Source organism: Larkinella arboricola, from assembly GCF_003259745.1.
GTDB lineage: Bacteria > Bacteroidota > Bacteroidia > Cytophagales > Spirosomataceae > Larkinella > Larkinella arboricola.
This window is the reverse complement of the sequence record NZ_QLMC01000007.1, coordinates 160,007-174,275: the sequence shown is the minus strand read 5'-3', so window position 1 is coordinate 174,275 and position 14,269 is coordinate 160,007. Positions and strand designations below refer to the sequence as shown.

Annotated in this window: 14 protein-coding genes; 5 read left to right on the top strand and 9 right to left on the bottom strand. The window is 51.6% G+C overall.

Features of this window, described 5'->3' with window-relative positions; translation table 11 throughout:
- Positions 1–346: 346 nt before the first annotated feature.
- Positions 347–2,212, top strand: coding sequence for a DEAD/DEAH box helicase (locus LX87_RS24540; RefSeq protein ID WP_111630939.1), 1,866 nt, complete (start codon positions 347–349; stop codon positions 2,210–2,212).
- A 70-nt stretch (positions 2,213–2,282) separates the two neighbouring features.
- Here the strand turns inward: LX87_RS24540 and LX87_RS24535 are convergent, their stop codons facing one another.
- The 3 genes from LX87_RS24535 to apaG form a co-directional block, all read right to left on the bottom strand.
- Complete coding sequence (locus LX87_RS24535; protein ID WP_111630938.1) at positions 2,283–3,659, bottom strand: monooxygenase; 1,377 nt, start codon at positions 3,657–3,659, stop codon at positions 2,283–2,285.
- A gap of 100 nt (positions 3,660–3,759) precedes the next feature.
- Entirely contained in the window at positions 3,760–4,533 is a 774-nt protein-coding gene (locus tag LX87_RS24530) for an O-methyltransferase (protein ID WP_111630937.1), read from the bottom strand.
- Positions 4,534–4,570: 37 nt separating this feature from the next.
- Complete coding sequence (apaG, locus tag LX87_RS24525; RefSeq protein WP_111630936.1) at positions 4,571–4,957, bottom strand: Co2+/Mg2+ efflux facilitator ApaG/CorD; 387 nt, start codon at positions 4,955–4,957, stop codon at positions 4,571–4,573.
- Between the two features lie 170 nt (positions 4,958–5,127).
- Between apaG and ung the strand changes: the two genes are divergently transcribed.
- The gene (gene ung, locus LX87_RS24520) at positions 5,128–5,793 is read left to right on the top strand and encodes a uracil-DNA glycosylase (RefSeq protein WP_111630935.1); all 666 of its coding nucleotides are present in this window, start codon (positions 5,128–5,130) and stop codon (positions 5,791–5,793) included.
- A gap of 87 nt (positions 5,794–5,880) precedes the next feature.
- Here the strand turns inward: ung and lepB are convergent, their stop codons facing one another.
- The 6 genes from lepB to LX87_RS24490 form a co-directional block, all read right to left on the bottom strand.
- On the bottom strand, positions 5,881–7,017 hold the full coding sequence (lepB, locus tag LX87_RS24515; RefSeq protein WP_111630934.1) for a signal peptidase I: 1,137 nt from the start codon (positions 7,015–7,017) through the stop codon (positions 5,881–5,883).
- 102 nt (positions 7,018–7,119) lie between these two features.
- Positions 7,120–7,848: a 4-hydroxy-tetrahydrodipicolinate reductase gene (gene dapB / locus LX87_RS24510; RefSeq protein ID WP_111630933.1), complete on the bottom strand. Its 729-nt coding sequence runs from the start codon at positions 7,846–7,848 to the stop codon at positions 7,120–7,122.
- Between the two features lie 74 nt (positions 7,849–7,922).
- The gene (locus LX87_RS24505; RefSeq protein ID WP_146624546.1) at positions 7,923–8,615 is read right to left on the bottom strand and encodes a DUF5683 domain-containing protein; all 693 of its coding nucleotides are present in this window, start codon (positions 8,613–8,615) and stop codon (positions 7,923–7,925) included.
- Positions 8,616–8,705: 90 nt separating this feature from the next.
- Positions 8,706–9,623 carry a ParB/RepB/Spo0J family partition protein gene (locus LX87_RS24500; RefSeq protein WP_111630931.1) on the bottom strand — a complete coding sequence of 306 codons (918 nt, stop codon included), beginning with the start codon at positions 9,621–9,623 and terminating at the stop codon, positions 8,706–8,708.
- A 27-nt stretch (positions 9,624–9,650) separates the two neighbouring features.
- Entirely contained in the window at positions 9,651–10,439 is a 789-nt protein-coding gene (locus tag LX87_RS24495; RefSeq protein ID WP_111630930.1) for a ParA family protein, read from the bottom strand.
- Positions 10,440–10,610: 171 nt separating this feature from the next.
- Positions 10,611–11,633: an SPASM domain-containing protein gene (locus LX87_RS24490; RefSeq protein WP_111630929.1), complete on the bottom strand. Its 1,023-nt coding sequence runs from the start codon at positions 11,631–11,633 to the stop codon at positions 10,611–10,613.
- A gap of 255 nt (positions 11,634–11,888) precedes the next feature.
- Here LX87_RS24490 and LX87_RS24485 point away from each other — a divergent pair, with 255 nt between their 5' ends.
- The 3 genes from LX87_RS24485 to LX87_RS24475 all read left to right on the top strand — a co-directional run bounded on the left by LX87_RS24485 (position 11,889) and on the right by LX87_RS24475 (position 14,256).
- The gene (locus LX87_RS24485) at positions 11,889–12,242 is read left to right on the top strand and encodes a hypothetical protein (protein ID WP_111630928.1); all 354 of its coding nucleotides are present in this window, start codon (positions 11,889–11,891) and stop codon (positions 12,240–12,242) included.
- A 169-nt stretch (positions 12,243–12,411) separates the two neighbouring features.
- Complete coding sequence (locus LX87_RS24480) at positions 12,412–12,951, top strand: ferritin (RefSeq protein ID WP_111630927.1); 540 nt, start codon at positions 12,412–12,414, stop codon at positions 12,949–12,951.
- Between the two features lie 186 nt (positions 12,952–13,137).
- Complete coding sequence (locus LX87_RS24475; protein ID WP_111630926.1) at positions 13,138–14,256, top strand: NAD(P)/FAD-dependent oxidoreductase; 1,119 nt, start codon at positions 13,138–13,140, stop codon at positions 14,254–14,256.
- Positions 14,257–14,269: the final 13 nt, after the last annotated feature.

Sequence of the window (14,269 nt, the reverse complement as noted above, 5' to 3'; positions counted from 1 at the left end):
TATCAAATAATAATAGTACTTTTGTAAAAATTTCAAGCGGACATCCGTCCGAACTCTGTACAAAGATACTCTTCATGAGATTTTTAGTAGAACCACAGAGCAGCACGGATGTCAACCGGAAAGGGGTTTAACATTCGTTGGGCGCATCTGTTGGGGCAATCGCATTGGTGAAATCATTCACTTTGGGCTAAGCTGGGCAATTTCGGGGGTTCCTTCACGACTGTATCTCAATCACATAGTACGTATCGTTGCCGATTTTTCGCAATCGGACTGCATGGCCGTGCAGAACGAGTACTCCTGCCGATAAACGCTTGTAGTAGTTTCATTTTAAAAACTCTTACAAGGTATGAATCCTGAAATCACTGAACAGGAAGTAAGTAACAAACCGGCAACTCCGCAACGGACATTTGCCGATTTAAATGTATCTGATGACATTTTACAGGCTGTCACCGAAATGGGTTTTGAGCACCCCTCTCCCATTCAGGCTGAAGCCATCCCTCCCATTCTCGACGGCCGCGACGTTATTGGTCAGGCTCAGACGGGAACCGGAAAAACCGCAGCCTTTGGTATCCCGGCCATCGAGATGATCGATGTGGCCGAACGCCATCCGCAGGTGCTGGTGCTGTGCCCAACCCGCGAACTGGCGCTCCAGGTATCCGATGAGGTTAAGAAATTATCAAAATTCAAACGGGGAATCCGGGTTGAAGCGATCTACGGCGGTGATTCCATCGACCGGCAGATTAAGTCGTTGAAAACCGGTGTTCATATTGTAATCGGTACGCCGGGCCGCGTGATGGACCATATGGAGCGCCGGACGCTGAAGCTGGACAACGTCAAAATGATGATTCTTGACGAAGCCGATGAAATGCTGGACATGGGCTTCCGCGAGGACATTGAAGGCATTCTGGAAGAGATGCCGGAAGAACGTCAGACGATTCTGTTTTCGGCCACCATGTCGAAACCGATTATGGCCATCACCCAACGGTTCCAGAAAGATCCCGTGCTGGTGAAGGTTGTTAAAAACGAGCTGACCAACACGAATATCGAGCAGGTTTACTTTGAAGTGAAACCGAAAGCGAAAGTGGAAGTAATGTGCCGTCTGATCGACACCTACAACCTGAAACTGCTGCTGGTATTCTGTAACCAGAAAAAACGGGTAGACGAAATCGTTGAAGATTTGCAGGTTCGCGGTTATCAGGCCGAAGGTCTGCACGGCGATCTGCGTCAGGCGCAACGCAACAACGTTATGTCAAAATTCCGTTCGGGAGTTACCAACATTCTGGTAGCCACCGACGTAGCCGCCCGCGGTATTGACGTTGACAATGTTGACGCCGTTATTAACTACGATATTCCGCTCGACGAAGAATATTACGTACACCGGATTGGCCGGACAGGACGCGCCGGAAAATCGGGTAAAGCGTTCTCACTGGTGGGCCGTGACGAAAAATACCGTTTCCGCGAAATCCAGAACTATACCAAAGTTCGGGTTGAGAAAGGTGTTATTCCTACGTTCGAAGACATCGTTGGTTTGCGTAAAGCCCGGTTTATTGACCAGGTGAAACAAAGCATTGAAACCAGCAACGATCTGAACCTGTACGATGACATGCTGACGGCACTGCAACACGCCGGTTTTACGACGGAACAAATTGTTGCTGCGCTGGTAAAACGGGGCATGGGCATCGAGAAAAACGAATTCTCTGACCAGAATCTGGGCCACGACGATGATCGTCGCGAACGCCGGGAAGGATCAGGCCGTTTCGGCGACCGTGATCGCGGTGGACGCGAAAGTTCCGGTCGATTTGGTGATCGCGGACGCGGTGAGGGCTCAGGCCGTTTCAGCGACCGGGGTACCCGGGGTGAAGCCCGTTTCGGAGACCGCGACCGGGGTGGTCGTTTTGGAAATCGTGACGAAAGCCGCGGTGAAGGCCGTCGGTTTGAGCGGGAAGACCGCGACCGGGCTCCCCGCGAACGTGAAGCGAACATGACCCGTCTGTATGTTAGCGTAGGCCGCCGTGATTTCATCCGTCCGGGCGACATCGTAGGCGCCATTGCCGGCGAAGCCAACATTCCGGGCAGCAGCATCGGTCACATCGACATTTTCGACAAACACACGTACGTTGACGTTCCGCGCGATGTAGCCAACCGGGTGGTGGATGTCATGGAAGGAAATACCATCAAGGGTAAACGGGTTCAAATCGAAATTGCCCGGTAATTCCCTTTATTGATACCAAAAAAGCCGTTCTGTTTCCAGAACGGCTTTTTTTATTTCAGATAAAACCGGATTACTCTTCCAGATAATACCCGAAAACAATGCCCATCTCATCTTCGCTGGTCAGGCCCCATTTCACGTCTTTATCGGTCGTGTTGTTATAGGTAATTTCGGACACAATTGCTTCTCCCTTTGCCAGTTCAATGGGTGTTTTATAGGTCGTAATTTCGGGATGCTCCCAGCTTGTCGAGGTGTAAACCACTTCGCCATCCCTGGCTCCTCCCTTAATTCTGACGACAAATTTTTCACCCAGTTTGTGTGAATGCGAAGTCAGAACCAGAATTTTTATAGGTCGCGACATCGTAAACGTCTTGGAAATGGTCACACGCGTCTTCGCCGGGATGTTCAGGTTGGTATTGGTGAAGTCCATAATTTTCATCACGGTTTTCACCTTCGACTCATCGACGGTATAGAGATTTACGTACGCTTCGCCCGTAATGGGTGTTGCCGTTTTATTGACATAGTGCGAATTCAAATCCAGGGTTGCGTTGGCCGGAACCAGCAAAGCCGTGCCCTCCGGAAACGTAAAATCGGTATAGGGGGCCTGTGAACCAACAAAATAGATATGATTTTGCATGGATAGTGCCGTTTCCAGATTGTATGAATTATCGGGATTGCGCAAATCACGAATTTGATTGATGGTCGGCAGCTTATCATTATCGCGGTACGTATAGGCCAGGAAATGGTGGCTGTTGGGGCGCATCTTGATTTCATACCGGTTCACATACACGGGCTTGGTGTTGCCAATCGACTTCCTGACAAACAACTCCCGTTCAAAATTCGGAACGACCGTAAACGGTTCGAGGTGAATCTGGAATCCGGCCCCAGCCGCCGGGGCTTTCAGGGCTTCAAAGTTTTCGGAGGGCGTACTCGGCGTTTTATCATCCAGCAAGGTCGAATCAACCACACTTCCCGTTTGCGGTGCTCCGGCTTCAATCCAGCGACGAACAAATTCGATCTGTCCAACGGTTAACAACTCCCCGCCCAGCGGCATCGGATTGCCATAATTAGCCCCACTATGGTGGCCGGCGGCAGCATTGAGTTTGTGGTACAGCAGGCTCTCCTGCGACGCAAACGGCTTTACACGCATCAAACCGTTGGCTTTGGCCGTACTGTTGGCAGGCGCAACACCCACCAGATTTTTATAGCCGACTCCCGCGGCCAGTACGAGCCGGTGCTGGCTAAACATGGCATCCGATTCGGAGGAATGACAGCCGGACGTGGCACAGGTAGGCGTTAGAATCCGTCGCTGCAACTGCTCAAAGCTGCTGGCGACCGGCGCAGGTTGCTCGTCGGGCGTATCATCGGATTTCTGGCAGGAAGCTACCAGCAAACCCAGCCCCAGCGCCCCCAGTAAACTCAGGCGGATAGGATGAAAAAAATCTTTCATGAAACAGTGATATGATCGCAGGAACCTTTGTCGGTATACCGGCTAGTATACCAATAACGTGCAGGATGGCCGATCATTTTTAGAATGCACGACAGTTCGTTTAAAACCTTAGGATAAAATCCTGCTTGGGCTGCTGTGGTCGAAAAAACACCAGGCCAATGTAAAAAAGATCAATGGAAACCGTTACAGACGGGTGTGCTTTAATCGTTTCCCAGGCCTGTTCCATTTCATCCGACCAGTGAATATCGTCAAAAATAAAACAGGATTCATGATGAGCCTTTAAAAGACAGGTTTTAAAATACTGTACGGTTGGTTCGTAACGGTGGTTGGCGTCAAAAAACGCAAAATCGATGGCGGGAACGGTTTTCAATCGTTCGGCCAGCGTTTCATCCAGATTACCCGTTACAATTTCGATATTCTGACGGTTTAGCTTCCGGAAGTTGGCTGCGGCCACGGCTGCGGTCTGGGGGCAGCCTTCAAACGTCAGGAGCTGGGCCGTCGGGGCGGCAGCGGCTTCATACAGCGTTGTGATGCCAAGTGAAGTTCCCAGATCAACAATCGTTTTTGAACCAAACCGTTGAATCAACCGGTACATCAAACGACCGAACCGGGCCGGTTTCTGCGAATTTTTGGCAATATCCCGAATGGCGCGCTGGCGGGCGCTATTGATGCGGGAACCGGCTCCAAAGTCTGTAATCTGAATGGTACGGCTCTCGTTCAGCAGTTCCTTTTGCAGCGCACGGATTGGCGCAAAGGCAGGCTCGCGCGGATTATCAGCACGGATGAGGTTGGTATACAGATCAAAAACAAACGGCGAATGCAGGGAATGCGCACCGCGGGCCTTGAGAAGAAAATTAAGATACGCTCGAATCAAACAATGAAAACCGCTCTGGCGGACTTTTACAGAAAAACTAATTCAATCGGAACGGAACAACCATTGTAAATTCGGGAATGTTGACCCGGAATTGCTTCCCGTCAACCACCCGCTCCATCAGGTATGTACCGCCCATTTTGCCCAGGCTCGAACGCAGGTTACAGCCCGAAACGTACTCGTGCGTCTCGCCGGGCTCCAGGATGGGCTGCTGCCCGACCACGCCCGCACCTTCCCCCTCCCGCGCCGAACCATGAGCGTCATAAATGACCCAATGGCGTCGCAGTAACTGGATCGTCGCATTGCTGTTGTTTTCGATCGTGATCCGGTACGTAAAAACAAAATGTGCCTGCGATGGGCTGGAATATTCCGGCTGGTATTCGGTCACAACACTGACCTTGACGCCGTCGGTAACTGCCGATATCATTCGAATAGCCTGTTGTTTGACAACCTTAAAACGAAAATAAAATTTAAGAGTTTATAATTCTAGCAGGGTCCAAAAATAATTTTAGGTTTGCGCAATTTTGTTGCAGGAACCCCCTGTTCAACGCAGTTATTACCATCGTTACCTTAAACCGGTATCCCAACCCCATTTGCATGAAGGTCGTTATTGAACCCTCCTGGCAGCAACGGCTGCACGATGAATTTGAAAAATCGTATTTCCAGAACCTGGTCGAGTTCGTTCGGGTCGAATACAGCACGCAGCGTTGCTACCCGCCGGGTAAACTGATTTTTAATGCGTTCGACAAATGCCCGTTCGACCAGACGAAAGTCGTTATTCTGGGGCAGGACCCCTACCACGGCGAAGGGCAGGCCAATGGTCTGGCGTTTTCGGTCAACGACGGCATAACCAAACCGCCTTCGCTGCTCAATATTTTCAAAGAAATCAAGGACGATCTGGGCTCGCCCATCCCAAAATCCGGTAACCTCGAACGCTGGGCGGTTCAGGGAGTTTTGCTGCTCAATGCAACCCTGACGGTTCGGGCCAGCCAGGCCGGTTCGCACCAGAACAAGGGTTGGGAGACGTTTACGGATGCCGCCATCCAGCACCTGTCCGACGAAAAAGAAAACCTGGTTTTTCTTCTGTGGGGCGCTTACGCACAAAAAAAAGGCGCCATCATCGACGCCAGTAAACATTTGGTTCTCAAAGCGAAACACCCTTCGCCAATGGCCGCTCAACATGGTGGCTGGTTTGGCAACAAACACTTTAGCCAGACAAATGCGTATCTGAAAAGCAAAGGGTTACCCGAAATTGAATGGTAATTAGCCCTCCCCACTTTAATCCGTGCTCCATCGTTGCTTCTTCCAGCGAACAAACCAGGGCACCGACTAAAGTGGGGTGATACCAGGTTAGTCAATAATCCGGAACAGGCGGTTCCAGCGAATTTTGCTCAGGATGCTTTCCGGGTTCGGGTCAATTGACATCCAGATGAAAACCGCTTTTCCGACAATGTGATCGGACGGCACAAAACCCCAATACCGGGAGTCGGCGGAATTGTGCCGGTTGTCGCCCATCATAAAGTAATAATTCTGTTTGAAGGTGTACGAGGTGATGGCCTTGCCGTCAATCTTGATTGATTTCTCGGCAATTTCTACCTTCTCGTTGTCTTCGTATTTTTGAATCACCGGCCCGTAAAGCGCAATGTTCTTTTCGTCCAGCTGGATGGTTACCCCTTCCTTCGGAACGGTAATGGGGCCGTAGTTGTCCACATTCCAGGGAAACAGGGGCGATTGCGGATAAACCGGCTGGTACGGATTCACGGAGCCTTTGGGCGTGTTGATCACCTCAAGGCCCTGCACAAAGTCCTGCTGCTTCAGCAAAGCTGCGGTTTCGGGTGTGGTATGAATCCGGTAACCCGACGCATCGTTGGCGGCAATCGTGTCGCTATACGTCTCCGTGCTTTGCTCGTAATCCGTGATGTCATACCGTTTGAAAACCTTCGCGCTGACAACGGAATTGGTTTTCAGGAAGTATTCCGCTTCTGCTTTCACGGGGTCCGCAAACTCCTTTCCGTTCACAAAAACCTGGCGGTCGCGAAGCTCCAGCACATCGCCCGGCACGCCAATACAGCGTTTGATGTAATTGGTTTTCAGGTCGGTTGGATAGTCTTCGGGAGGATAATTAAAGACTACCACATCGCCCTGCTTGACCGACGAAAAGCCCGGCAGACGGTATTGGGGCAACTGAATCCAGTCCAGATACGATGGAATTTCGGTTCCCCAGATTTTCTGGTGGGTCAGTGGCACCTGCAACGGGGTTTTCGGGGTCCGGGTTCCGTAATGCAGTTTGCTGACAAACAGAAAATCGCCCACCAGCAGGCTTTTCTCCATCGAGGGCGTCGGAATCGTAAACGCTTCCATAAACAGCCACCGGATCAGCGTAGCGGCCACTACCGCAAACACAATGGAATCCAGCCACTCGCGGAACGGCGATTTTTTCCTGGCGCTGTGCCGGGGGGTGGTTTCCTGATTTTTAACGACAGACATACTGTTGAAAATAATGAACAATGAATATTGAATAACGAACCGATTTTCAATCGATTATCTCCTGCTTCTTATGGATCGTCTGCTGTTCGGGATCTGATTAAGTTAGACAGCTACGGTTTCGCCCAGCAGGTCTTCCATGCCGAAAATGCCCTGCCTACCCGCCAGCCATTCGCCAGCAATGACGGCTCCCAGAGCAAACCCCTGCCGGCTGTGGGCCACGTGCTTGATTTCAATGGTATCGACCTCGGAATCGTAACGAACCACGTGCGTTCCCGGCACCGTTCCTTCCCGCAGGGATTCGATGGCGACGGCATCCGGTTGTTCGGCGGTTTCGCTGCTCCAGCGTTTTTTGGTGGGAAGTTCTTCCATAATTCCTTCGGCCAGGGTAATGGCCGTGCCGCTCGGCGCGTCTTTCTTCTCGGTATGGTGTACCTCGGTCATCGAAACCCGGTATGACGGATAGCTTTTCATGAACCGGGCGAGAATCTTATTCAGCCGAAAAAACAGGTTGACGCCGATGCTGTAGTTCGATGCGTAGAAAAAAGCGCCGTTGGTTTCGCGACACAGGGCTTCGATTTCAGTCCGGTGGCCCAGCCAGCCGGTTGTGCCGCAAACGACCGGCCAACCCCGTTTCAGGCAGTCCTGAATGTTGGCAACGGCCGATTCCGGCGAGCTAAATTCAATGGCCACATCCACATCCGACGCCCCAAGCGTATCGAGTTCGGCGCGGTTTTGCAGATCAATCCGGCCTGCAATTTCATGCCCCCGATCCAGTGCAATCTGCTCGATGGTTTTACCCATCTTGCCGTAACCGAGTAAGAGTATTTTCATTCAAATCCTGTTTATGGTCCGGCCTGTATCGGCGGGATTATACATCCCTAAACGCCAGACGAACCAATTCTACTTTATTTTCTGAACTGAAATGCAACCCGCACGCCCGGCACCGGCATCGTTCCTACGGCGGGCATCAGCAGACTGGGCTCCACCTTCAGGGTCAGATCTTCCGAAACATCAAACGTTTTGAGGTGAGCCGTCACGTTGGCTTCGATTACGTTAACGCCCCACAGCAACGCAATGCCGAGGTAATTGTAATCCCGGTACCGCGATACCGCCCGGGCCACCCGCTCCAGCTGAGAGACGCTGATTGGATCGGTGTATCCCGGCACCTTCGCTTCCTGCGGGTTACTAGTATAAGCGATTTTTCCGTATTTCCGGTAGAACCGAAAATCCTCGGCGTACATCTGAGAAAAATAAACCAGCGTTCCAAAACCGGCGTAAATGATGGGTACTTTCCACCAGTGACCGTTGTGAACCTGCCCCAAACCCGGTAAAACAGCCGAAAGGACGGTAGCCTTTTTCGGTATAATCTTACGAATTCTGGCGTTCTGTCTGGCGGTCAGCGGTACGGTATCCAGGGCCACCGATTTTCCCAGCGAATCCAGCAAAACGGGCGCCGACTGGAGATTCACGACCGAATCCCGTACGGGTTGAGCCGGATTCTGGGCGACGGTTTTCCCGCCCAGTGCCAGCAGCAGTACGCCCACCCATACGTATTTTCGCCAGTTCATTTGTTCAAAGAGCCGCTCTCCTGCTTTCATGGATTCTCCGTTGGAATAAACACCTGATTGTCATTCTATAAACGAACAATCGTTCCGGAATAAAACCGCATTTCGGAGAATTAACATTTTTTAGGCTTTATAATTCAGCACTTCCAGAATCCGGTTCATTTCATCCTGCGACGTAAACGGTATTTTGATCTCGCCCTTGTGCTTGTCATCGGCTTTGATGGACACCTTGGTACCAAACAGCGACGACAGTTTGAACTGAAGCCCCCGAATTTCCTGCTTATACGGTGTCGAACGGCGTTCGGGTTCGGCCTGCGGAGCCGCAGAAAGATTCCGGACGGCTTCCTCCACGCGCCGGACCGACCAGTCTTCTTCGATAATTTTGTTGAAGAGCCTGATCTGAATATCCGGATTATCAACGTTGATGATGGCCCGGGCGTGCCCCATTGAAATTTTGGTGTCGCGCAAAGCGGCCTGAATCACCGGGGGCAGTTTCAGCAACCGGATGTAGTTATTGACCGTCGTACGGTTTTTTCCCACCCGGGCGCCCAGTTCTTCCTGTTTCAGACTGCATTCGGTAATGAGCCGCTGGTAGCTCAGGGCAATTTCTATGGAGTTCAGGTTTTCACGCTGAATGTTCTCGATCAGCGCCATTTCCAGCATCTGCTGATCGTTGGCCTGCCGGACAAACGCCGGAACGTTTGTCAAACCGATCAGTTTGGATGCCTGCAACCGCCGTTCCCCGGCAATCAACTGGTATTGGTCGCGCCCCATCTGCCGAACTGTGATAGGCTGGATAATTCCCTGCACGCGAATCGACTCGGCCAGTTCCATCAAGGCTTCTTCATCGAACCGCGTCCGGGGCTGAAACGGATTGGTTTCGATGTGATTGACATTGATTTCAGTCATCGTCGAAATCGACTCATACGGCGACGGCTTGCTCGGTCGGTTTACCTGTTCGCTGTCGTGCAATAAGGCTCCTAATCCTCTGCCCAGACCTATCATTTTTTTCGGATTACTTTTTGCGTTCGTATTATCCATGACTGGCTTGATTCTTTATAAGGGTGCTTACACGGTCTGATCCTGCGGTAACCGGCCATTTTTAGCCAGAATTTCGCGGGCGAGATTAAGATAACTGATGGCACCTTTGCTATCGGCGTCCTGTGCCAGAACCGGCAATCCGAAACTTGGCGATTCGCTCAGCCGTATGTTGCGGGGGATGATGGTGTTGAAAACCATCTGTTGAAAGTGCGCCGTCACTTCGCCAACTACCTGGTTGGATAACCGAACGCGCAGATCGTACATCGTCAGCAGAATGCCTTCGATGGTCAGGGCGGTGTTCAGCCGCGACTGAATGATTTTGATGGTGTTCAGCAGCTTCCCGAGACCTTCCAGGGCGAAATATTCGCACTGCACCGGAATAATCACGGAATCGGCGGCTGTCAGGCTGTTGATGGTAATCAGACCCAGCGAGGGAGAGCAGTCAATGATCACAAAATCGTATTCCTCTTTCACATCATACAGGGCCTCTTTCATCTTCTCCTCCCGGTTTTTGAGATTGATCATCTCAATTTCGGCCCCCACCAGATCGATGTGGGACGGAAGCAGGTCGAGGTTCGGAAAATCCGTCTGGATAACGGCGTCACGCGTGCGGATGTCTTCGATCATGCACTCGTAGATGCTGTTCTCAATTTCTTTCGGATTATACCCTAAACCCGACGTGGAATTGGCCTGCGGGTCGGCATCGACAATCAGTGTTCGGAATTCGAGAGCCGCCAGACTGGCCGCCAGATTGATCGTTGTGGTGGTCTTCCCGACGCCCCCCTTTTGGTTGGCAATAGCTATAACTTTACCCATGGGTTTGTTCGTTGCAGCCCCAAATATCAGGAGATGGTTCTTCTAAAGCAAGGAATGTTTCACGCTTTTTTTACCCATGTTCCACAGGGGGAGTTAAGAGTTAAGAGTTAGGAATTAAGAGTTAAACGCGTTAGCCAACTCTTAACTCTTAACTTTTAACTCTTAACTGGTTCAGGCCCAGACCTGCGTTCCTTCGGTGCAGTTTTTACACATCTCGATTCCGGAGCGCGAGTGAATGAGGGTTTGCCGGAATTGCTGGTAGGGTTCGCTGTCCCACAATTGAGCGAACGTTTGCTGTTTCAGATCGCCCAGCCGGTAGTGGGCGTCTTTGTCGAAGCAGCAGGGCACCACCAGACCGTCCCAGGTAATGACGCAGGAGTGCCACATTTTCCAGCAGTGGCCGTCCAGGGCATTTTTGATGGCGTAGGTTCCGCTGGCGGTTTTTTCGTAACGGGAATATTTGTCAATGGTCGGCATCAGGTCAGAGCCGTGTTCGAAGTCGTAAATCTGGGCGGTTTTCAGCCCGACCTCATCCACGCCCAGTTCCTCCGCCAGTTGGTACACCTCGGCGATCTGGTGTTCGTTGGGCTTCACCACCAGAAACTGAAAGATAACGTGGGGCGTTCTGGATTTGAGTTCCTTCTTCCATTTGATGATGTTTCGGGTTCCCTCCAGCACCTTGTGCAGCTTTCCGCCGACCCGGTATTGTTGGTAAACCTCCTGCGTGGTGCCGTCGATAGAAATAATCAGCCGGTCCAGGCCCGACTCCACGGTTTTGCGGGCGTTGGCGTCGGTCAGGTAATGTGCGTTGGTGGAGGTGGCAGTATAAATGCCTTTCTTCGAGGCATAGCCCACCAGCGTCAGAAAATCCGGGTGCAGATACGGTTCGCCCTGAAAATAAAACGTCAGGTACATGAGCGTGTCCGCAATCTCGTCAATCGTCTTCCTGAAAAGATCGGCGGGCAACATACCGGTCGGGCGGGTAAACGAACGCAAACCGCTCGGACACTCGGGGCAACGCAGGTTACAGGAGGTGGTGGGTTCAAACGAAAGGGCAATGGGCGAACCCCGGTGAACGGCTTTCCCGGTCCACTTCGACTCGTAATAACTCGACAACACTTTCAGCGCATTCCAGGCGCGTTTGGGAGTCAGTTTAGAGAAAAAATTCAGTCCGTCAGCTAGATTACGGTTCATGCGGCACAATCAAGATAGACAACAAATGTAAATGAATAGCAAACGGCTTAAACACGTCCGTCGCGAAATTTAGCAGAAACCCATCCGTTTTTCTCCCGTCTCATCCTTCACCGGCTTTCAGGTCAATACCTTACGTGGGTTGAAAATTTATTTAGAATAGTTCAAATTAATCTTGACATGTCTGCAATCCAATTGTATTTTTACAGCATCAAACGCATTCGAATCCGATTTTCACAGTAATTTTTTGTATCATCCGTGTCGAATACCCACTCCTTAACTGAACTGTTTGCCAACGCCAAGGGCACAACCTATCAATGCGATACAACCAATCGGATCATTATTCAGTTCGGTGAAGCGCGCGTTTCGCTCCGAATTTCCGATTTTCTGACGTTCAAGAAGCGGGTTGATTCGGTGGATATTCACACCATGATCTTTAATACCGACGACGCCTACGATGTGGAGGTGATCGACGCGCCCCGTACCGATTACCTGTTTGTTCTCAACCTCTGCGACCTCATCGCCCTGCGCGATCTGCTGGCCGGAACCCGTTTTGTGCTCGATCTGAATACGCTGCTCCACGAGCGACTGTGCAGCACGCTGGTTTATTAATCGCCCCTGCTTCCAACCGGTTTTCTTTCCTATCTGTCTGAAACTCTAAAAGTAGACTGTTTCCAAATATTCTTTCCCCAAAACTTTTTTCGGTTGAAATCAGTATTCTTGTAACACAATCGGCACATACGGCTGCCCACACGAACAAGAACTAAAACTGATAATACTGATGAAAGACTTAGTTAGAATGAGAACCTCGCTGAAGGAAGAAATTGAGCGGATTCTCAACGAACAGATAAAAATGGAAGCGCATTCATCCGCTATTTACCTGGCGATGGCTGCGTGGTGCGACCGCAACGGTTTCGACTACAGCGCCGGTTACTTCTATAAGCAATCGGAAGAAGAGCGCAAGCACATGCTGAAGATCTTCAACTACGTGTCTGATATGGGCGGCCACGCCATCTCTCCGGAAATCACCAACGTTCCGCAGGATTTCGACGGTTTCCGTGACATCTTTGAACTGGCCCTGCAACAGGAAATCGCTGTTACCAACTCGATCAACCGCATTGTGGGTACGGCCCGCCAGTTGAACGATTTCGCCACCGACCAGTTCATGCAGTGGTTTGTCAATGAGCAGATTGAAGAAGAATACGTTGCCCGCCGGGCCGTCGAACTGTTCGACGTGATTGGCGAAGAAGGCGTTGGTCGGTACATGATCGACAAAGCCATTCCGAAAATCAGCTACGACGGCGGTGCGGAAGCCGAATAACAACAAGGCGTTCTACTCACTATAGCTACCTGGACCCGGATGTACCCCATCCGGGTTTTCTTTTTTAATCGATGCCCCGCCTGATGGATCGGTTTGCAAACTTCCTGACGTTGGAACGGTTTTGTTTATATTCCGTCGATTTAGCTTCGACTTTATCCTTTTCTAACCAGACAGACGGGTTACCGCATGGACGTTATCATCATTGGGGGTGGGCTGGCCGGGCTGGTCAGCGGACTGGAACTGGCGCGGGCGGGCCACGCCGTTACCATCGTTGAGCGGAAAACCTACCCGTTTCACAAAGTCTGTGGCGAATACATCTCCAACGAAGTACGGCCCTATCTCGAATCGCTGGGCGTCGATCTGCGGACGTTGGGGGCCACGCACATGGATCGGTTTCAATTCTCCTCGCCTTCGGGCCGGTTGCTGGAAACGGCGCTGGATCTGGGCGGTTTTGGACTCAGCCGCTATGCGCTCGATCACGCCCTATACCAACTGGCTCAGTCGGCGGGCGTACGGTTTTTATTGGGCAAACAGGTCGAAGCGGTCACGTTTGGGGCGGATCGGTTTACGCTGGAATTAAACGACGGACAGGTACTGAACAGCCGTCTGGTCATTGGCGCTTTTGGCAAACGGTCGAAGATCGATAAGCAGTTGCAGCGGTCATTCATGCAAAAACCGTCGCCCTATCTGGGGGTGAAATACCACATCCGGACCGATGCGCCGGTTGATACCATTGCCCTGCACAACTTCCCGAACGGTTACTGCGGGCTGTCGTCCATCGAAGACGGTAAGTTTTGTCTCTGCTACCTGACCACCCGCGAAAACCTCCGCCCGTTTGGCACCATTCCGGCGATGGAGGAGGCCATTTTATTTCAAAATCCGCACCTCAAACGGGTTTATGAGCGGTCAGAATTTCTGTATGAAAAACCAGAGGTCATCAACGAATTTTCGTTTGCACCCAAGCAGGCCGTCGAGCAGCACATCCTTATGGCGGGCGACTCGGCGGGCCTGATTACGCCCCTCTGCGGCAACGGTATGGCCCTGGCCATTCACAGCGGCAAGCTCGTCAGTGCACTGTGTTCCCGGTATCTATCCGGAAAAATGTCGCGGGCCGAACTGGAACAACGGTATCAGACGGAATGGTCGGCGCGGTTTTCCCGACGGCTTTGGGTGGGCCGGACCGTGCAACGGCTTTTCGGCGACACCTGGCTATCCGAAGCGGCTGTGACGGTTTTTGGCACGTTCAATCCGCTGCTCCGTGGGGTGATCCGGCAGACGCACGGGGCCGTCTTAGCCGTAGATTAGCCAGAATCTAAGC